20 protein-coding genes are annotated in these 18,022 nt (G+C 65.6%); 13 read left to right on the forward strand and 7 right to left on the reverse strand.

The window, feature by feature from the left end; genetic code table 11:
• Positions 1 to 304 precede the first annotated feature (304 nt).
• The 4 genes from IC605_RS18690 to IC605_RS18705 all read left to right on the forward strand — a co-directional run bounded on the left by IC605_RS18690 (position 305) and on the right by IC605_RS18705 (position 2,891).
• Complete coding sequence (locus tag IC605_RS18690; protein ID WP_216327725.1) at positions 305 to 1,126, forward strand: hypothetical protein; 822 nt, start codon at positions 305 to 307, stop codon at positions 1,124 to 1,126.
• A 138-nt stretch (positions 1,127 to 1,264) separates the two neighbouring features.
• Positions 1,265 to 1,987, forward strand: coding sequence for a methyltransferase domain-containing protein (locus IC605_RS18695; RefSeq protein ID WP_216327727.1), 723 nt, complete (start codon positions 1,265 to 1,267; stop codon positions 1,985 to 1,987).
• On the forward strand, positions 1,984 to 2,142 hold the full coding sequence (locus IC605_RS18700) for a hypothetical protein (protein ID WP_216327728.1): 159 nt from the start codon (positions 1,984 to 1,986) through the stop codon (positions 2,140 to 2,142). The genes IC605_RS18695 and IC605_RS18700 overlap by 4 nt, the downstream gene beginning before the upstream one ends.
• Positions 2,143 to 2,255: 113 nt before the next feature.
• Complete coding sequence (locus IC605_RS18705) at positions 2,256 to 2,891, forward strand: hypothetical protein (protein WP_216327730.1); 636 nt, start codon at positions 2,256 to 2,258, stop codon at positions 2,889 to 2,891.
• A 19-nt stretch (positions 2,892 to 2,910) separates the two neighbouring features.
• Here IC605_RS18705 and IC605_RS18710 read toward each other — a convergent pair whose 3' ends face one another.
• The 5 genes from IC605_RS18710 to IC605_RS18730 form a co-directional block, all read right to left on the reverse strand.
• A complete protein-coding gene (locus IC605_RS18710; protein WP_216327733.1) occupies positions 2,911 to 3,201 on the reverse strand; it encodes a hypothetical protein in 291 nt (96 codons plus the stop codon).
• On the reverse strand, positions 3,191 to 3,823 hold the full coding sequence (locus IC605_RS18715; RefSeq protein ID WP_216327736.1) for a ParA family protein: 633 nt from the start codon (positions 3,821 to 3,823) through the stop codon (positions 3,191 to 3,193). The genes IC605_RS18710 and IC605_RS18715 overlap by 11 nt, the downstream gene beginning before the upstream one ends.
• A 9-nt stretch (positions 3,824 to 3,832) precedes the next feature.
• Positions 3,833 to 4,765 carry a hypothetical protein gene (locus IC605_RS18720; RefSeq protein ID WP_216327739.1) on the reverse strand — a complete coding sequence of 311 codons (933 nt, stop codon included), beginning with the start codon at positions 4,763 to 4,765 and terminating at the stop codon, positions 3,833 to 3,835.
• On the reverse strand, positions 4,762 to 5,919 hold the full coding sequence (locus IC605_RS24800) for a 3'-5' exonuclease (protein ID WP_246581042.1): 1,158 nt from the start codon (positions 5,917 to 5,919) through the stop codon (positions 4,762 to 4,764). Before IC605_RS24800 ends, IC605_RS18720 begins: the two co-directional genes overlap by 4 nt.
• Positions 5,920 to 6,040: 121 nt before the next feature.
• Positions 6,041 to 6,784, reverse strand: coding sequence for a hypothetical protein (locus tag IC605_RS18730; RefSeq protein WP_216327742.1), 744 nt, complete (start codon positions 6,782 to 6,784; stop codon positions 6,041 to 6,043).
• A 206-nt stretch (positions 6,785 to 6,990) separates the two neighbouring features.
• Between IC605_RS18730 and hsdR the strand changes: the two genes are divergently transcribed.
• The 9 genes from hsdR to tcmP all read left to right on the forward strand — a co-directional run bounded on the left by hsdR (position 6,991) and on the right by tcmP (position 16,774).
• Positions 6,991 to 9,345: an EcoAI/FtnUII family type I restriction enzme subunit R gene (gene hsdR, locus IC605_RS18735; protein WP_216327746.1), complete on the forward strand. Its 2,355-nt coding sequence runs from the start codon at positions 6,991 to 6,993 to the stop codon at positions 9,343 to 9,345.
• 10 nt (positions 9,346 to 9,355) lie between these two features.
• Entirely contained in the window at positions 9,356 to 9,970 is a 615-nt protein-coding gene (locus IC605_RS18740) for a hypothetical protein (protein ID WP_216327749.1), read from the forward strand.
• A gap of 107 nt (positions 9,971 to 10,077) precedes the next feature.
• Positions 10,078 to 11,184, forward strand: a complete 1,107-nt coding sequence (locus tag IC605_RS18745) for a PDDEXK family nuclease (protein ID WP_216327752.1) — start codon at positions 10,078 to 10,080, stop codon at positions 11,182 to 11,184.
• A 6-nt stretch (positions 11,185 to 11,190) separates the two neighbouring features.
• Positions 11,191 to 12,747 carry a class I SAM-dependent DNA methyltransferase gene (locus tag IC605_RS18750; RefSeq protein ID WP_216327755.1) on the forward strand — a complete coding sequence of 519 codons (1,557 nt, stop codon included), beginning with the start codon at positions 11,191 to 11,193 and terminating at the stop codon, positions 12,745 to 12,747.
• Between the two features lie 77 nt (positions 12,748 to 12,824).
• On the forward strand, positions 12,825 to 13,997 hold the full coding sequence (locus IC605_RS18755; protein WP_216327757.1) for a restriction endonuclease subunit S: 1,173 nt from the start codon (positions 12,825 to 12,827) through the stop codon (positions 13,995 to 13,997).
• A 16-nt stretch (positions 13,998 to 14,013) separates the two neighbouring features.
• A complete protein-coding gene (locus IC605_RS18760) occupies positions 14,014 to 14,241 on the forward strand; it encodes a hypothetical protein (RefSeq protein WP_216327760.1) in 228 nt (75 codons plus the stop codon).
• Between the two features lie 28 nt (positions 14,242 to 14,269).
• Positions 14,270 to 14,953 (forward strand): hypothetical protein, encoded by a 684-nt coding sequence (locus tag IC605_RS18765; RefSeq protein WP_216327763.1) that lies wholly within the window; start codon positions 14,270 to 14,272, stop codon positions 14,951 to 14,953.
• An 81-nt stretch (positions 14,954 to 15,034) separates the two neighbouring features.
• Positions 15,035 to 15,847 carry a CAP domain-containing protein gene (locus IC605_RS25215; protein ID WP_216327765.1) on the forward strand — a complete coding sequence of 271 codons (813 nt, stop codon included), beginning with the start codon at positions 15,035 to 15,037 and terminating at the stop codon, positions 15,845 to 15,847.
• Between the two features lie 90 nt (positions 15,848 to 15,937).
• Positions 15,938 to 16,774, forward strand: a complete 837-nt coding sequence (tcmP, locus tag IC605_RS18775; protein ID WP_216327768.1) for a three-Cys-motif partner protein TcmP — start codon at positions 15,938 to 15,940, stop codon at positions 16,772 to 16,774.
• On the opposite strand, the gene IC605_RS18780 is transcribed toward tcmP, so the two are convergent.
• Positions 16,771 to 17,490 (reverse strand): DUF5131 family protein, encoded by a 720-nt coding sequence (locus tag IC605_RS18780; protein WP_216327771.1) that lies wholly within the window; start codon positions 17,488 to 17,490, stop codon positions 16,771 to 16,773. The genes tcmP and IC605_RS18780 overlap by 4 nt on opposite strands.
• Positions 17,491 to 17,561: 71 nt before the next feature.
• The gene (locus IC605_RS18785; RefSeq protein WP_216327773.1) at positions 17,562 to 17,951 is read right to left on the reverse strand and encodes a helix-turn-helix domain-containing protein; all 390 of its coding nucleotides are present in this window, start codon (positions 17,949 to 17,951) and stop codon (positions 17,562 to 17,564) included.
• Between the last annotated feature and the right edge of the window lie 71 nt (positions 17,952 to 18,022).

Here is an 18,022-nt window from a genome sequence, read left to right on the forward strand (position 1 = left end):
TCTACAACCGCCGCCGACTGCACTCCAGCTTGGGATACGTCCCACCCGTCGAGTTCGCTGCCTGCTACACTGCCGCCCAGACGTGACTTGCCCCGCGGTCCGCCCGATTGGGTTCACTCCAACGTAGTCTATTCTACGGTGCTGCTTCAAACGGAACCAGCTTTTGGAGGTGGCTTCCAACTGACGGACGCTTAACACACCGCAGCCTGGACCAAGCACGAATTTGTACCAAGTTCAAAAACACAGGATTTACCGTCCTGGAGCCATATAACAGCAGTAACAGCGAAATTTTTACACTGCCGTCATGACGTTGACGGAACCTTCAAATCTGCCCCAGGTGGGGCAGGCGGAAGGCCTGCGGTTTCGGGACGGCCTCGCCATCGGTGGCGACGACGTGGTGATGGCTTTCACCTACACGCCCCTGTGTACGAATCCCTCGAACACGGACGTCTTGGAAGAGACCAGCGATTGCCTGTCCGATGTGTTCGCCGACCTGAGCCCCCACCACCGCGGCCGCGCCATCGTGGAGTTCACCGGCCAGGAGTGCCGTCACTGGCTGCTGCTGCACGTCGGACCCGCTGGGGCCCACGCGACGGCGCACATGATGGCCGCCCTGGAATTGCGCGCCGCGTTGCTGACGCGCCTTCGGGAGGCCGGGCTGAACGTGGAGATCGCGTCGGCGGAGGCCTGCAACGCTCTCGTGAACGGCTTTCCCCAACCCCACGTCGAGGACCGCCGCGTGGTGGACCATCACGGACGCACGGTGGTCACCCTAACCCTGCGCGAGAGCGGCGAGGTGACGCGGCCGGGCATCACCCGCGATCTGGTGCACTTCCTGTGCAGCGGAGACAAGCTGGCGTACCTGGTACTGGACTTTCGCAACAAGGTCAACGGGCTGTGCCGCCTCGACCTGAGCCTGGTGCTGACCGCCAACGACGAGACGGAAGGAGAGCATGCCGCCAGCCGGATGGAGGACATGGTAATGGACGGGCTGGGCGCGCTCGCCAAGCGGGACAAGACGCGGCGGGCAGTGCTGAACACGCTGCACCGCATGTCGCCCTTCGCGCGGGCCGAGGCCAAGCTCCCGGCGTGCGTGGCGAATGTCGCCCACCTGTTCCCACTCTGACCGCGTGATCGACCGTGCCAGAAGAACGCGAGTTTTTGTTGACCGTGAGGCCGCGGCCGCGCGCCAGGCTTTGCCGCCGCACCGGGGTGTGGCCCGTTTCCATCTTCGACAACTCACCGATTGGAGGGGTGAGCGGCCGTGATCCTGCTGCCTGACCTGAACCGGCGCGACGAACATGCGCACGAGCAGATCGACGCGCTGGACGGCGATCTGGAGACCCTGTACCGCACCTACGCCTACCTTCCGGTGGTCAATGCCCTGGTGTCCGGCTGGCGAGGGCTGTACGTGCAGTTCGTTCGGCCCCACCTCTCCCCTGTCCGGGTGACGACCCTCCTGGACATCGGTTGCGGCGGCGGAGACGTGACCCGCAACCTGATGAGGTGGGCGGACGCGGACGGCCTGCGCCTGGAGGCCACCGGCATTGACACCGACCCCCGGGCCATCGACTACGCCAACAGTCTGCCGCCCTACGCCGGGCTGCGCTTCTACCACGTCAGCAGCCGCACGCTGGTCGAGCAGGGACAGCGCTTCGACCTGGTGGTGTCCAACCACATGCTGCACCACCTGACCGACGACGAGATTCCGCCGCTGCTGGACGACTGCCGGAGGCTGGCCTGCCGGGAGGTGTTGCTGAGTGATCTGGACCGCAGCCGCTTCAGCTACGTGCTGTTCGCGGTCTGCACCTGGCCGTTCTTCCGAAATTCCTCGATTAAGCAAGATGGCCTGATCTCGCTGCGCCGGGCCTTTACCGCCGAGGAGCTGCGCGAGCGGCTGCCGTGCGGCTGGAGCTACCAGCCGCAGTCACGCTACCGTCATCTGGTGCGCTATTTCGCGCCCACCCCAACTGAGGTGAACCCATGAGCCGACTGTCTGATCGCATGGAGCGGGTCAACGTGTGGATTGACCGGAACGAAGAAAAAATCTACTGGCTGATGCTTCCCCTGGCCGTGTGGATGAGCCTGGCGGACTTCCGGGACTCCCGGGAGTCCCGGGAGCACCGCCGCAGGGCACATTAACCTGCTTTCTCAGGACGTGGGGCGCCGCACGAAAGGTCTCGTGGGCGCCTTCGCGTCTTCAGAACGCGGAAACTTGGGGGAGGGCCGGAACAGGGCTGGTGTAAGCTGGGCACGTGCTGGACACGGATCGCCCACGCCATGAACTGATTCAAGACCTATACCAGTGGGGTCCGGCCCTAACCAGCGATCTTCGAGCCCGTTACCCCACGGTGGTTATCCGTGAACTGACGCAGTTGTCGGTCCTCGCCAGGCGAAAATTCACGGGTTTTGAAGTCTACCTGTTGACGGGAAAGGGGCTCAGGCGCTACGGCTACACGCTGCGCTACAACTACGTCCCGGCGCGTGCGACGGTCCTAGGGGCCCTGATCCTGCGTGCCAAGGCGCAGGAGTTTCGAGAGAACGGGTACGTCGTCGAGCCCTACGAGGACTACACGAGGAAGGGTCGAGGCAACATCGTGCTGGTCACCAAGGACGGTGTAACCTCGGCGCTGATCGCACGAACTACGATTACGGTCAAAGGCTTACGCACGATTGCCGACCACCTCACCGAACACGCTCCCACGGTGAAGGACCTGAAGGTGTTCGTGCTCCCGGGCGATCATGACCCGGTGCTGGTGCATGCGCACACGGTCGGCGGCTTGCCGGTGACGCTCACGGAGGTGCCGATCTCCAGCATCACCCGGCCCAAGGGCAAAGTCGGGTCAGGCGAGGGAACCGAGGAAAGCGAGGCGGTGACAGCGGGGGGGTGAGGCGGCCGTCACGCCTGCCTCACCCGCTGTGCCGCTCCAGGTACTCCCGGAGCGCCTGATCAAGCTCGCTCTTGATGCTGACGCGCTCCTGGCCCCGCTTCCTGAGCATCTTTTTTGTGGCGACGTGAATCTGGAACCGCCGGGCAAGATCAGCGTCCAGGTACGAGGTGAACTTGACGTCCCCGGCCTCCGTGTCCTCGGGCGCCTGCACCACGGCCTGCTCGACCGGGGCGGTGACCTCGGCGGACGACTTGTGGAGGCGGTCCATCAGGCCGAACTTCGGGCCCTCGGTCTTCCCTTTAGCGGACATGGTTCAACACCTCGCGCGAGATCAGCTCATAGTCCATCCAGACCAGCTTGGCGTAGCGGTCGCCCTTCACGTCGCGGACGCAGATGCCCTCCCGCGCCGCCTTGCTGACGGCCACCGCGTGCCGGACGGAATGGTGGAACAGGGGAATGTCTGCGTTGTCCAGCTCCAGCCGCATGTCCATCCCGTCGCTGTTGGGGGCGGGGGGAACGTCGGTCAGCAGCACCCGGTAGTTGGTGGTGCCGCCCTCCAGCAGGGGTTGCAGGGTGGCCACCAGGCCGTCCGCGCTCACGCCGTCCGGCTTTGTGGGCACGATCAGCAGCGAGGAGTTGCGCGCCAGCGCCGCCAGCTCGTCGCGGTCTTCCCCGCCCTTGGTGTCCATCACGACGAACTCGTACCCCTGGCCCGGGTCAGCCCGCGCGATGAAGTCGGCGTAGAGCTGCACGTCAAACCCCCACCCCGCGTACCCCTCCTTCTTGGTGACCCAGTACCAGGCAGAGCGCAACTGCTCGTCAGCGTCCACCAGGAGCGTCCGCCCGCGTCCGGCCAGGTGCGCCGCGAGCGTCACCGCCGTGGTGGACTTCCCGACTCCACCCTTCTTCGAGGCCACACTCAAGACTTTCATGCTGCCAGCTTACCAGCAAACCGGCTTACCCGTAACCCGGCCTACCGTTTTACGGGTTTGCCGGTAAACCGGCGTCTGAGTGTCGCCCGAAGGCTCTTCGGCGCCGGGGAGGGGAGCGGCCCAGCGCCACACACCCCTAACCTCGGTGGGCTCGAACACCGGGCGTTTGCGCAGCGCGAGGCGGAAGGTGTGGTCCTGAACGTCGGGCACCCCCGGAAGGGACCGCGTGGCAGCGAACAGCAGCCGGTCCTCCCAGACGACGTGCCCAGCCTGCGCGAGCGCCCCCGCCACGGCGGTAAGCCACGCGGCCGCTCCCCAGCGCTCCTCGGGAGGCGCGTAGTGGCCGCTCCGGGTCCGCCGCACGCCCAGGCGCGGGAACGACCAGGTGAGCCGCAGCACTTCGGGCGGCACGTCCAAAACCTGCGCCGCCCCGGTCTCCGAAGAGAAGCGGGGGGCATCGAGCGCGCCTCGGGGCTTGAGGTGCCAGTGCGGACAGATGAACAGCGCCCACAGCCCGGTGTCCAGGCGAACCGTCCGCAGGTCGGGCGTGTGGCGGCTCAGGGCCGCGAGCGCGAGCACCGGCCAGGCTTCCTCGACCTCGGGCGGGATCGTCACGGCCCGCGGCTCCTGGGCCAGGTGGTGCAGCCGCCTGGCCCAACCTCGCTGGTGGGCCTGGACCGCCAACTGCTGGAGAGCCCGCAGTCCCAACTGCCGCACCCGCTCGCGGGGAAGGTCCCACCGCTTTGCCGTGACATCCAGCGGCTCGCGGTGCGTATGAAAGGCCGTCAGGGCTTCCCAGCCCCGCCGATCGCCGACACAGGCCACGGCCTCCGCCTGAAGAGGGGAGAGGTCGAAGGGGAAGGGCTCGCCCTCCGGCAACCCGTCGGTACGCAAGCCGTCCAGCACCTCGGCCCAGGCCTGGGGCAGCCGGGCAGCCGTCATGCGGCGGGCACCGCGGCCACCGCGTTCATCAAGGCACTCAGGCGCTGGCCGTCGCCAGCGGCCCGGTGGTGCCGGACGTCCAATCGGACGCCCTCCAGCAGGCACGCCACATCCAGGCCGACCCACCGGAAGCTGTCGTGGTACTCCGAATACTCGCCCCAGATCGCGGCACCCGCGTCCATCGCGCAGTGCCAGGGCAACTCCGGGAAGGTCAGGCCGTGCAGGGTGCTCGACCGCCGCAGCACGCGCCGGTCGAACGAAGCATTCCACGCCACCAGCTCGCGGCCCAAGATCAGCGGCACGAGCTGAGCGTACACTTCGGGCCAACTCGGCGCCGCCGCAAGTTCCTCGTCGGTGATGCCGTGCACTGCCCTCGCCTCCTCGCGTACCGGCCCCACTGGGCGTACCAGGGATTCAAACAGCACCTTGCCGGTAGGGGAGACCAGGGCGACCTCGACCACCTCCGCACCCTCGTCGATCCCCGTCGTCTCGGTGTCCAGGCTCAGCCAGTTGCCCCGGGCGACGATCTCCCGCAAGGCAATCCGCCCCTCCTCAGCCTGTTCGGCGAGCCAGGCCTCCCACTCCGCCTCCTCGCGCTCGACCTCGGCGGCCTCCTCGTCGCGGCGGCGCTGCTCGTTTTCTTTGCGGACCTCCTGGGCCTTCTGGAGTGCGGCGAGCTGGGCGGGAGTGGCCCCGGCACGCGGCATGGCCTGCGCGCGGTCATAGAGCACCGTTTCCTGATAGTGGTTGCGGCGGCCGTAGCGGATGGTCGCCACGGGCGGCCCGCCCGGCTTTAAGCCCTTCGACTTCAGCGCCGTCTTGGTCAACAGGCCTTCGGGCACGTCCCCCCACCAGAGGTAGTGTGGCAACTCCGGCACTGGGGGCGCAGGCGGCGGCCACCGGAGCGCCATGTTCTCCGCGAGCGGCACGGTCTTCTTGCCCTTCTGGTAGCGCAGGAAGGCGCGTGGTCCCTCGCGCGACGTGTGCGAGTCGCGCAGGTACACCACGGGCACCCACCGCCCCCGCACATGCACTTCCAGCGGCGTGCCGTTATGAACGGGGCGGCCCTCCAGCTCGTCGGTCCAGGTCTCGTCGTAAGCGTCGTGGGTCAGCGTGCGGTGAATGGTCGTGCCTTCCTGAACGGCCGTGGGCATGGGTCTCTCCTGATCCCTACAGGTAACACAGGTCCGCAAAAAAGAAAAGGGCGTGCAGGAGGAGAAAAATTGCTTCTTCCAATATAGATAGGGACAGTCCCTATCACAGAAGAAATACACCTCACGGCTCCACCGCGACCTCGAACTTCCCGACCTGGACGCCCGGCGGTAACCTGTCCTTGCGGGGCGTGCGGCGTGGGTGGACCGTCTGCACCTCGCCGAGCAGGCCACGCACCACCACCACCCCGACGCGGACGTTCTTCCTGATCTCGCCGCCCACCGTGCTCGCGTGCAGGCGGTAGGCGTCCCCAGTCCGGCGCCGGACAGTGAAGCGACGGCCGCGGCGAGCTTCCAGATGAAGAACGGGGGAGACTGGCCCACCTGGGAGTTGCTGCACCCCGCGCACCTCGGCGGTGCGGAGATCGAGGGCCTGGAGCCGGGCGATCAGCGCGCCGTGCTCGACCGTGAGGCGGGCTTGCAGGGCGGGCCAGTCGGCCGCCGACGCCAGGCCCTCCAGCGGGAAGCTGTGCTCGCGGACCCGATGGCTCTCCCAGGCCTGGTTGACGTGCAGGGCGCAGTGGTCCCACACCTCATCGAAAAACGAGGGCATCCGGCGCTCGGGCGCCCGCAGCAGCTCGGCGTCCCGGTAGGCCTGCTCGATCTCCCGGGCCTGCTGCGCCCACCGCGTCAGGACCTCCGCATCCTCAACGACCGCCAGAAACCGTTCAAACCCCCACTCTCCGGGTTCGGGCGTCTCGTTGCCTTCCGCCCACCATACGGCGTGTTCACGCAAGCGGGCCTGGAGCGCCGCGAGCTGCGGGGTGGGGTCGGGCAGGACAGGGGAGAGCGGCTTCGAGGAGACCATAGGGATAATCCCTATCGTAACCAGTCCACTCCACCCGTTTACACCGCATTTGCGCAATTCCGATGAGCGAAATCGGGCCATACTGTGATCCACATGAGTTGGAAGGCGTCCGCAAAAAAAGGTGAGGCACGCACGCCCCACATCTCCATGAGGGCCGAGCCCTCCGGCCAGGCTCTGGTGCCCACCCCTCCGGCCCGGTGCCGGTCGTGATCACCGAGGCCGACACCTGCCGCCAGTACGTCCTCCCCCACCTGTACGGGGCAGGCTGGAGCGACGAGCTGATCCGCGAACAGAAGACCTTTACCGACGGACGTATTCTGGTCCAAGGACGGAGCGCCAAGCGGGGCCGACAGAAGCGGGTGGACTACCTGCTGTACGCCAAGCGCGACTACCCCATCGCCGTCGTCGAGGCCAAGGCCGCTTACCTCGACCCGGCCCAGGGCCTCCAGCAGGGCATCGAGTACGCCACTATCCTCGACCTCCCCTTCGCCTACAGCACGAACGGCCACGGCATCGTCGAACACGACCGCCTTACCGGCCAGGAACGCGAGCTGACCGCCTTTCCTTCCCCGACTGAACTGGTCACCCGGCTGCGCGCCCACCGGGGCCTGCCCCCCGAGGCCGAGGATCGCCTGCTCATCCCCTACCACCTCGGCGACCGCATCCCCCGCTACTACCAGACCATCGCCATCCAGCGCGCCGCCGAGGCCATCCTGAGAGGGCAGAACCGCCTGCTCCTCACCCTGGCGACTGGCACCGGCAAGACCGAGATCGCCTTCCAGATCGCCTGGAAGCTGTGGCAGGGCCGCTGGAACCTGGGAGGCGAGCCCCGGCGCCCGCGCATCCTTTTCCTAGCCGACCGCAGCATCCTGGTGGACGACCCCAAGGACAAGGCCTTCGCCCCCTTCGGCGACGCCCGCCACAAGATCCAGGGCAGCGTCAACACCAGCCGTGAGCTGTACTTCGCCACCTACCAGGCCCTCGCCGAGGACGAGGCCCGCCCCGGGCTCTACCGGGGATACGCGCCCGACTTCTTCGATCTGATCATCGTGGATGAGGCGCACCGGGGCTCGGCCGGGGAGAGCAGTTCCTGGCGCGACATCCTGGAGCACTTCGCCCCCGCCACCCAGCTCGGGATGACGGCCACTCCGCTGAGAGAAGACACCCGCGACACCTACGCCTACTACGGTCAGCCCATCTACGAGTACAGCTTGGCGCAGGGCATTCAGGACGGCTTCCTGGCGCCCTACCAGGTGCGGCGGGTCATCACGGATGTGGACGCAGTGGGCTGGCGGCCCACGCCCGGAATGCGAGACGCTTACGGGCGGGAAATCCCGGACGGCGAGTACGGCACCAGGGACTTCGAGGCCACCCTGTCGCTGATTCCCAGGACGGAAGCGGTGGCGCGGCACCTCGTGGAGTACCTGAAGCAGACGGACCTGATGGCGAAGACGCTGGTGTTCTGCCACGACCAGGACCATGCCCTCCAGATGCGCACGGCCCTGGCCCGCTTGCTGCCTGACCAGATGCGCGAGTCCCCCGACTTCGTGGCCCGGGTGGTCGCGGACGAGGGCGAGATCGGCAAGGGGCACCTCGCCAACTTCCAAGACCTGGAAAAGCCCACGCCAGTGATCCTCACCTCCTCACGGCTGCTCTCGACGGGGGTGGACGCGCCGATGGTCAAGAACGTGGTGCTGTTCCGGGTGGTGGGGAGCATGGCGGAGTTCAAACAGATCATCGGGCGCGGTACCCGCGTGCGCGAGGACTACGGCAAGCTCTTCTTCACCATCATCGACTACACGGGGTCGGCCACACAGAAGTTCGCCGACCCCGAGTTCGACGGCCCGCCCATCAGCACCACGACGATCACCCTGGATCAGGACGGGGAGGTGGAAGGGGAGACGACCGTCACCGAGCCCCAGCCCGAGGACACTCCCGAGCAGCCCTGGGGCCGGGCGTCCCTCCAGAACGACGATGAGGGGGAGCCGGGCAAGCTCGTGGTGCGAGGGGGCGTGCAGGTGCGAGTGCTGCACGAGACGGTGCAGGAACTCGACGCGCACGGCAGGCAACTGAGGACAGTGGAGTTCACCTCCTACGCGGCTGAGCAGGTGCGCAGCCTGTACCTGACCGCCGAGGACTTCCGGCAGCACTGGGCGGACGCCCGGGAGCGGCGGGCCATCGTGGGGGCGCTGGAGGAGCGCGGGGTCGCCCTGGAACATCTGGAGCAGGTGATGGGCCGGGAGGACAGTGACCCCTTCGACCTGCTGTGCCACCTTGCCTTCGGGGCGCCCCTGCTGACCCGCAAGCAGCGGGCGGAGGCGGCGAAGCGGGGGAAACAGGACGTGTTCGCCACTTTCGGCGGATTGGCTCTGACCATCCTCGACCAACTGCTGGACCAGTACGCTGCACATGGCATTGACGAGCTGGGGGGGACGGCGGACGTGTTCCGGGTGCTGCCTGCCACCCGGCACATGAAGCTCGGGGAGGTCGGGCGGGTGTTCGGTGGCCTCCCCAAGCTGCGGCAGGCGCTGGACGAGCTGCCCCGGCTGATCTACGCGTAGGAGACTGACGATGGAATACGACAACTTCATTCAGGACTTTCCGAGCCGCTGTGAAAGGTTGTGGCAGGGCTGGAAGCGGGACCACCCAGGACACGGCCTCGACGATCTGTCGGTGACCGCCATGCTGTGCATTGCTATGCCAGGCCTGTTGATCCCGATGGAACGGCTTCAGGAGAACCAGAGGTACGGCTCCCACCGTGACCGCAGTCTGTTTCAACAGGCGACAGAGCGGGTGGACAACCTTACCCACCGCCCCCTGTCCACCCTGCCCTCACCCTGGGCCGACATCATTCACCAAGCCCGGTGGGCGATTCGAGAGCGGCCAAGTGAGCGAAGTGTAGTCGCCACCGGGTCCTTCCCCGACAACTACCAGCTCTGGGAGTTCTTGCGGGTTATCCGCAACGGCCTCGCCCACGGCAACATCGACACCGGCGGGGAGACCGTGATCCGGCACCTCTCCTTCGCCACGTCCACCCTTGCTGCACGGAAGCTGCCGGGGCTTCAGAACGGCTACGAGATCGTGACCCTACCGGTGTCGGCCTTCCGGGGGCTACTGGACGCTTGGTTCCAGCTCATTCACACCCTGCCGCTGCCGAGCGGGATGATTGAGGACGCCGCGGACTAACAGCCTGTCCTGACACCCCTGGCTGAGCAACCTCACGCCTAGCCCTTTCCCCAAGACAGCGAGAGCTGGCACGTCGTTCAATCTGTTCCAGATTCCAAGGAGCGTAGATGCCCGTCGAAACATCCATCTGGCGAATTGGCGAGAAGGTCGAGAAGGTCCCCTTCGTGCCCCTAGCGCTGGAGAGCAAGCTCCAGCAGGCCCTGGAGCAGAACCTCAGCATCCTCGACCCCGGCCTGATGCTGGTGGGCAAGCAGGTTCGCACCGAGAACAACAAGTTCATCGACCTCCTCGCCATCGACCCCGATGGCGAATTGCACGTCATCGAACTCAAGCGCGACCTGACGCCCCGGGACGTGGTGGCCCAGGCCCTCGACTACGCCGCCTGGGTCAGGAAGCTGGGCCGGGAGGAGATTGCGCAGCTTTACGCCGACCACCACGGGGGGCAGAGCCTCGCCGAGGGCTTTCTCCAGACCTTTGACCTGCCCCTCCCGGACGTGCTCAACGCCGCCCACAACCTGATCATCGTGGCGGCGGAGATCGACCCCGCGACGGAACGCATCGTGCAGTACCTGGTCGAGTACAGCGTGCCCATCAACGTGGTCTTCTTCCGTCACTTCAAGGTGGGGCAGGACGAGTACCTGGTGCGCTCCTGGCTCATCGACCCGGACCAGGTGGCCCAGCAGGCGGAGCAGCGCCCGAACAACAAGAAGCGGCAGCCCTGGAACAAGCAGGACTACTACGTCGCCTTCGGCGAGCGTTCCTGGCGGAGCTGGGAGAATGCCGTCCAGTACGGCTTCGTGAGCGCCGGGGGCGGGCGGAAGTACACCCGGCCCCTGGAGACCCTTCAGCCCGGGCGCCGGGTCTCGGTGTACATCCCGAAGACGGGGTACGTGGGCGTGGGCATCGTAACGACCTCCGCCACGCCGATCAAGGACTTCACCTTCGTGGTGGACGGGGTGCCCCGGACGGCCAAGGAGATGTCCTTCGTCGCCTCCGAGGCCCTGCACGACTACGACGACCCGGAGCAGTCGGAGTGGCTGGTCGGCGTGGACTGGCAGCAGGTGCGCCCCAGGACCGAGGCGCTGAGCGGCGGCCACCTCTTCAGCAACCCGACCATCGTCTGCCAACTGCGAGACGAGAGCACGCTCAAGGCCCTGGCCGAGCACTTCCCCAAAGCGTTCGGGGACGGCGAGGGCGCGGATGCGGCAGACTAGACCCCGATGACCCGCACCCGCCAACCCAAGGCTGAGCAGACTACCGCCCAGCGACTCTCCAGCGTCGTGAAGAGCGTGCGCGACACCATGCGCAAGGACAAGGGCCTGAGCGGCGACGCCGACCGCCTCCCCATGCTCACCTGGCTGATGTTCCTGAAGTTCCTCGACGACCTGGAGCACACCGCCCAGGAGGAGGCCGAGTTCGAGGGCCGCCCCTACCGCTCGGTGATCGAGGCCCCCTACCGCTGGCGGGACTGGGCGCGCAGCAACCTGACCGGGGACGACCTGATCGCCTTCGTGAACCAGGAGAAGTTCCGCCTCTCCGCGGACGACGAGATGCCCGGGCTCTTCGCCTACCTGCGCGGCCTCCAGGGCGAGGGCCAGCGCGACCGGCGCACCGTGGTCGCCGAAATCTTCCGGGGCGTGCAGAACCGCATGATCAACGGCTACCTGCTCAAGGAGGTCGTACAGAAGCTCGATACGCTGGACTTCACCTCCAGCGAGGAGAGCCACACCCTCGGCGCCCTGTACGAGGGGATGCTCAAGGAGATGCGCGACGCCGCCGGGGACGCGGGCGAGTTCTACACCCCTCGCCCAGTCGTCCGCCTGATCGTCAAGGCCCTCGATCCGCAGCTCGGTGAGACGGTTCTCGACCCGGCCTGCGGCACGGGCGGCTTCCTAGTGGAGGCCTTCGAGCACCTGCGGCTCCAGGTGAAGACCACCGAGGACGAGGAAACCTTGCAGGAACGCAGCGTGCTGGGAGGAGAGGCCAAACCGCTGCCGTACCTCCTCGCGCAGATGAACCTGACCCTGCACGGGCTGGAGACGCCGCAGATCGACCCGGGGAACAGCCTGCGGTACAACCTCAGCGACCTGGGGGACCGTGACCGGGTGGACGTGATCCTCGCCAACCCTCCCTTTGGTGGCGAGGAGGAGCGGGGCATCCAGAACAACTTCCCGGCGGACAAGCGCACCTCGGAAACCGCCCTGCTGTTCATGCAATTGATCATGCGCCGGCTTCGACGCCCGAGCGGCACTCACCGGGGGGGCCGGGCCGGGGTGGTGGTGCCGAACGGTTTTCTTTTTGCGGACGGGGTGGGGGCGCGCATCAAGCAGGAACTGATGGGGGACTTCAACCTGCACACCATCGTCCGGCTGCCCAATGGGGTCTTCGCGCCGTACACCTCCATTCCGACCAACATCCTGTTCTTCGAGCGGGGGGAACCGACGCGGGAGGTCTGGTACTACGAACACCCCCTGCCTGCCGGGAAGAAGAACTACTCCAAGACGCAGCCGGTGCAATTCGAGGAGTTCGCTCCGCTGTTGGAGTGGTGGGGGAACCGCGAGGAGAATGAGCGGGCGTGGCGGGTGGATGCCAGCGTCATTGCCGCGAGTAACTACAACCTGGACGTGAGAAACCCCACCTCCGCGCAGGACTTCGAGCACATGCCGCCCGAGCAGTTGCTGGCGGACATCGTGCAGAAGGAGAGGCGCATCCTGACCTTGCTGGAAGATTTACAGGCCGAACTGGGGCAGAAGGTGGAAGTGGTAAGCAGCAAATGAAGTTAAAAGACCCATCGCAAACACCACCAAAGACTGGTCTCCTAACTGCCGCCGCGAGGAAAGTTATTTTTGATTCCTTGATCCAAAAATTTTCTGTTGTTTCTGTAAACGATGTGATTGATGTTAACAATGGACAATCCCTTACTGCCACCGAAAGAAAGCTTGAGGGCACCTACGCTGTTTATGCGGCTGGAGGTCGAGTTGGATGGCATGACAAGGCCTTGACTACGTCCCCATTCGCTGTTATCGGACGAAAGGGGTCTGCGGGCAAAGTTACCTTTGCCCCTACCGGTGGATGGGTCATAGACACTGCGTACTACGCCGTACCCAAAGAATCCGGTGAACTTGATCCACAGTATATGGCGCACGCTTTAGCTGCTCTCGACTTCTCTGAAGACATTATTTCTACAGCGATCCCCGGCATTAACCGCACCGCGATTTATCGCCACCAGCTTCCCTTGCCTCCCCTTGAAGTTCAAAAGGTGTGTGCAGCGTTTTTAGATGCAATAGATTCCAACAGCGAAGTTCCCAGCCTGCCGCCCCTGCCTGAGCAGCGGCGCATCGTCGCCCGCGTGAAGGGAATGCTGGCAAAGGTGGAGGAGGCACGGGGGCTGGCGGCAGAACGGGACCGGGGTGCCCGGCATCTGCTAACTGGCGTCTTTTACTCCTTAACGGAGAATGCGCCCATCAAGACGTTGGCAGAAGTTGCCCCCCTTGTTCGGCGGCCCGTAGAAGTACGTGAGGGGGAGATATACCCCGAACTGGGCGTCCGTAGCTTCGGGCGCGGAACGTTCCACAAGCCTGCCCTCAGCGCCATTGAGGTTGGTGACAAGAAGCTCTTTCGCATTGAAGAGGGTGATCTTCTCTTCAACATTGTGTTCGCCTGGGAAGGTGCCGTCGCTATTGCGAAAGCGGAAGATAGGGGCCGGGTTGGGTCGCACCGCTTCCTAACCTGTGTAACAGACAAGGGACAGGCTGAAGCCAGCTTCCTGAACTTCTACTTTCAGACGGCTGAAGGACTGGCAGCGTTGGGCGAGGCGTCCCCCGGCGGTGCTGGACGCAACCGTACCCTGAGCCTCAAGAATTTGGCCGCACTTGCCGTTCCGGTTCCGCCTCTTGAAAGCCAGCGATACTTTCAGCGGCTCCTCGAGAAAGTGGAAACCGTCTACTCCCAGCAAGCCAACTTGGCCCCTGAACTCGACGCTCTTCCCGCCTCTATCCTCGCGCGGGCGTTTGCGGGGGAGTTGTAGGTAGTGACAAGAGAACATGCGTTACCTGCGGGACCGTGAGCTGCGGATCGCCGCTGTCCGCACCAAAATGGCGAGGCAGCAGGGGGCCCTCGAACGGAAAACTAAGAGGCAGCCCCGGCGTGAAACTGCTGCCCACGTTGAGCAGGCCAAGCGGGAGGCGGCGCGGTTCCTGCCCAACGCCACCAAAATTGCCGAAAAGATTCGCGCTCAGGCGGAGGGAAACCCCCACCGCCGTCAGCAATGAATCCCAAGCATCTCACCGAGGTGAAGCCATGCAGGATCAGGCAGAAGAACTGAGACGCAACATCCTGATCACCCTCCAGAACGGCTCAAGAGCCAATCCCGACAGGTGGTTCCCGGCCCAGTCGCTTGCAGAGCCGTTGGTGGCAGACCGGAGAGAGCTGTACATCCTGATGGAGGAGTTGACGAAAGAAGGCTATCTGGAGACCACCCACATCTTCGGAGAGTTGGAAGAGCGGGCGGCGTCCCAGCCCTTCCGACTATCCAGAGACGGCGTTCGGGCGGCCAATCACATCCGGCAGCATGGGACGTTTCCGCCCGTTTACACACCGCCAACTCATCAGTACAACAACACGTTCCAGGCCGACCAGATCAACGTGCAGCAGGGCGACTACAACACCATGCACGCCAGTTACGCCCCCGGCATCGACGGGGAGGCCTTTGAACGGGCGCTGAAGGGCTTCAGGGAGAGCCTGCACCACCTGCCCGACCAGGACCTCCGGGAGGAGGGGGAGCTGCGGGCGGGTCAGCTCGCCCGCGCGGTACGCCAGGGCGATGCGGAGCCGCAAAAGCAGCGCTTCATGCAGTACGCGGAAGGGCTCAGACAGTGGGCGGAAACCACAACGGCCGTCGCGGTGACCTACAACGGGGCCGTCCTCCTGTTGCGAGTGTTCGGCGTCTATCTACCGGAACTCCCGGTCGCCCTGGGCCAGTAGTTCCGCCCGCTATTCAGGCCGGGAGCGCCGCACCAGGAACACCGTCAGGATTCCGAGAGAGGCGCTTCCTAGACTGCACTCGTGTGGCGCCCCCTGCTGATGCTGGCCCTGAGTCTCACCCTTCCCCGTACCCAGGCGACAGCAAGTGACGTGGACGCGGTGGCCCGGCTCGTGCAGCAAGACTTCGCCCGCTGCGGGCAGCAAGTTACCCTCAGCCGTCCCCTGAGTCTCGCCGCCATGCAGCGGTTCCAGGGCTTCACCGTGTCCCAGGCCCTGGAGCAGCAACACTACCGGCCCTACCGGGCACGCGGCATGAGCCTCACCTACCACGGGGACCTGAAGGGCCTGGCAGGCGCCCTAAGCGGCCGCTGCGCCGACCGCCTCGGCTACACCGAGTTCGGCCTCTCCACGGACACGCAGACCGTCCACATCATCGCGGCCACCCCCGCCCGGGTAGATCTGAACCAGACTGGGCGCTGGTTGGCCGAGTTCCTGGCTGTCACGAACAAGGCCCGCTTTCAGGGCCAGAAGTGCGGGGGCAAGCTGATGAACTCGGCACCACCCCTGACCTGGGATGCCCGACTCGCCGGGGCCGCCGCGCGGCACGCCTCCGACATGGTGCGGCTCAACTTCCGTGGGCACGTCAACCCACAGGACCGTGGCCGCGCGCAGCAACGGGCCGAGCGTCTGGGTTTCCGGGGAGTCGTGGGCGAGAACATCCAGTACGGGGCCATCTCGCCCCAGGAGGCGGTGAAGCAGTTGCTGACGAGCCCCGAGCACTGCGAGAACCTGATGGACGCCCGCTGGAAGCTCTTCGGCGGGGCGGTGGCGAACGGCACGGCGGATACGCTCTTCTCGACGTACTGGATCCAAGTCTTTGGAACAGAGCGGTAGCACTGGGCGCTGCACAACCTGCACCACAAGCCGCTGATCTGCGCCTCTGCTCCCCGGCCCGATCCCTTACCTTGGAGAGACGGAGGGGGCATGACCTTACGCAAAGGGCATATCTGGACGGCCAGCAAACTGGACTTTCTTGAGGAGTACCTGCCTGCCTTTCAACTGGCCTGCCAGGCCTTCTGGCGGTCCGGGCACTCCAACACGTACTACGTGGACGGCTTCGCTGGGCCGGGCCAGAACACCATCAACAGCCAAATCCGGGCTGGTTCCCCTCTGATCGCGGCCCACATCACCCCGCCGTTCAAGCACTACTTTCTCGTCGAGGCCAAGATGGCGGCCCACGCCCAGCTCTTGCAGAATTTGGGCGAGCCCGGATTAGCGGCCGTCCGTCCCCAGATCGACGTGCGCCGGGGCAACTTCAATCAGGAGGTCGATTCGATCCTGGCGCAGTTGAGAGGCGGGCTTCCGGCGTTCTTCTTCCTTGATCCCGAGGGCCTGGAGCTGGAGTGGGAGACGGTGCGCAAGATCGGTCAACGGGCGAGGGCCGACCTCTTTATCCTGATCTCAGGCAGTGGGGTCCTGCGGTGTTCTGCACCGAGCATGCCGGGCCACCACGACAGCGTGACCCGCTTCTACGGGCACGAGCGCTGGCGGCAGGTGCTGCACGGCGAGGCGTTGGACACCGCTTCCCAGGCCGGGAAGAAGCGCTTCGAGACGGCCGTCGAACTCTACGTCGAGGGCTTGACCGGCCTCGGCTTTACCCACGTCGATCAATTTCTCATTGCCACGAACAGCCGGAACGCTGACCTGCACGCTCTGGTCTTCGCCTCGAAGAACGGCACGGCGGTCAAGATCGCCCGGCACGTCCTGAAGAAACTCGACAAGAACCGCCGCGGGGACCAGCAGCCGCTCTTCCCCGGTTAGTCCGCCGATTGCGCTAAGGACAGAACGGGCATCTCGTCCCAGGTGCGGCCGTCGAGGAGGCGACCATTGGACTTCGGCCGCGTCCCACCCCACTGTTTGTGGAAGAAGGAGACGTCCGCAGCGAGGCACTGATCGCGGATGGTCCGCACCCACTCCACCTCGATGGGCCGGTGCCCCCGCCCTGACTCGCCACCCGTGATGACCCAGTGGATGCCGTCGAGGTTCAGGTCGAGTGGCCCGAGCAGCGGCTCACAGGACAGGAACCGGACACTTGCGGGCACCTGGCGCAGCAGGTCTATCCGGGAGGCATACTTCTGGGTCTCGACACTCACGCCAACCCAGACGTTCTCCGGCCAGGGCAGCAGGGGGGCCAGTTCCTCCAGTCGGTCGGCCCGCTTAGTCAGCACCTGGAACACGTGCTGTGGACACGACTGCATGACCTCGAAGATTTGTTGCAAGTACGCCAGCGGCATGTCCTCGTGGAACAGGTCAGACATGGAGTTCACGAAGATGCGGCTGGGGGAGCGCCAGGCACGGGGTTGCTGGAGCCGCCCGGGATGCAGGGTGAACTGGAACCCGGTGGGGAAGGTGGCCTGGAAGCGGCGGGTGATCTCCTCGGCGTAGCAGTGCTTGCAGCCGGGCGAGACCTTGGTACATCCGGTGGTCGGGTTCCAGGTTTTGTCCGTCCACTCGATGCCGGTCTTCGTGCTTGCCATAAACGCCCCGCTTTCCTCGGACGGCAGCTTACAGGACCACCCCGCCACGTGCGGACGCTCGGGGTGAACAGTCAGTCGAGGATACGGCGCAGGTGCAGGTAAATCTCGTACCAGTCCCCCTTGGCTTGGGGCCGCTTGCCGCGCAACTCGATGCGGGTCAGGGTCCGCACCCAGTCCGGCGTGATCTGCACCCCCAGCACCGGGTCAGCCACCAACTCGGCCAGCCCCCTGGGCAGCGCCGCCTCGGTCGCGCCGCCGTAGAACTCGACGCCCTCCAGCAGGTCGTGGACGGTGATGCCGTAGGCCCCGGCCAGCGTCTGCAAGGTCTCCAGGCTCGGGTTGGTGCGCCCCCGCTCCAGGTCGCTGAGGTACGGCACGCTGATCCCGGCGTTCTCGGCGATGTCTTTCAGGCGCAGCCCGCGCTCACTCCGCAGCTCGCGTAGTCGTTCGTGTAATTGCATGGTGACCTCCCAAAGGTACGCCCCCAGCATATTCCGAAGAGGCCAACAAAAGGCCGGTTCGGCGGCGCCCC

It is taken from the genome of Deinococcus aestuarii, from assembly GCF_018863415.1.
GTDB classification, from domain to species: Bacteria; Deinococcota; Deinococci; order Deinococcales; family Deinococcaceae; genus Deinococcus; species Deinococcus aestuarii.

What these genes read in the sequence shown, in the direction of transcription:
- IC605_RS18760 (WP_216327760.1), top strand. Translation starts at nt 14,014, where the DNA reads ATGCGTTACCTGCGGGACCGTGAGCTGCGGATCGCCGCTGTCCGCACC.
- IC605_RS18690 (WP_216327725.1), top strand. Translation starts at nt 305, where the DNA reads ATGACGTTGACGGAACCTTCAAATCTGCCCCAGGTGGGGCAGGCGGAA.
- IC605_RS18780 (WP_216327771.1), bottom strand. Translation starts at nt 17,490, where the DNA reads ATGGCAAGCACGAAGACCGGCATCGAGTGGACGGACAAAACCTGGAAC.
- IC605_RS18785 (WP_216327773.1), bottom strand. Translation starts at nt 17,951, where the DNA reads ATGCAATTACACGAACGACTACGCGAGCTGCGGAGTGAGCGCGGGCTG.
- IC605_RS18715 (WP_216327736.1), bottom strand. Translation starts at nt 3,823, where the DNA reads ATGAAAGTCTTGAGTGTGGCCTCGAAGAAGGGTGGAGTCGGGAAGTCC.
- IC605_RS24800 (WP_246581042.1), bottom strand. Translation starts at nt 5,919, where the DNA reads ATGCCCACGGCCGTTCAGGAAGGCACGACCATTCACCGCACGCTGACC.
- IC605_RS18720 (WP_216327739.1), bottom strand. Translation starts at nt 4,765, where the DNA reads ATGACGGCTGCCCGGCTGCCCCAGGCCTGGGCCGAGGTGCTGGACGGC.
- IC605_RS18745 (WP_216327752.1), top strand. Translation starts at nt 10,078, where the DNA reads ATGCCCGTCGAAACATCCATCTGGCGAATTGGCGAGAAGGTCGAGAAG.
- IC605_RS18700 (WP_216327728.1), top strand. Translation starts at nt 1,984, where the DNA reads ATGAGCCGACTGTCTGATCGCATGGAGCGGGTCAACGTGTGGATTGAC.
- IC605_RS18750 (WP_216327755.1), top strand. Translation starts at nt 11,191, where the DNA reads ATGACCCGCACCCGCCAACCCAAGGCTGAGCAGACTACCGCCCAGCGA.
- IC605_RS18710 (WP_216327733.1), bottom strand. Translation starts at nt 3,201, where the DNA reads ATGTCCGCTAAAGGGAAGACCGAGGGCCCGAAGTTCGGCCTGATGGAC.
- IC605_RS18730 (WP_216327742.1), bottom strand. Translation starts at nt 6,784, where the DNA reads ATGGTCTCCTCGAAGCCGCTCTCCCCTGTCCTGCCCGACCCCACCCCG.
- tcmP (WP_216327768.1), top strand. Translation starts at nt 15,938, where the DNA reads ATGACCTTACGCAAAGGGCATATCTGGACGGCCAGCAAACTGGACTTT.
- IC605_RS18740 (WP_216327749.1), top strand. Translation starts at nt 9,356, where the DNA reads ATGGAATACGACAACTTCATTCAGGACTTTCCGAGCCGCTGTGAAAGG.
- IC605_RS18765 (WP_216327763.1), top strand. Translation starts at nt 14,270, where the DNA reads ATGCAGGATCAGGCAGAAGAACTGAGACGCAACATCCTGATCACCCTC.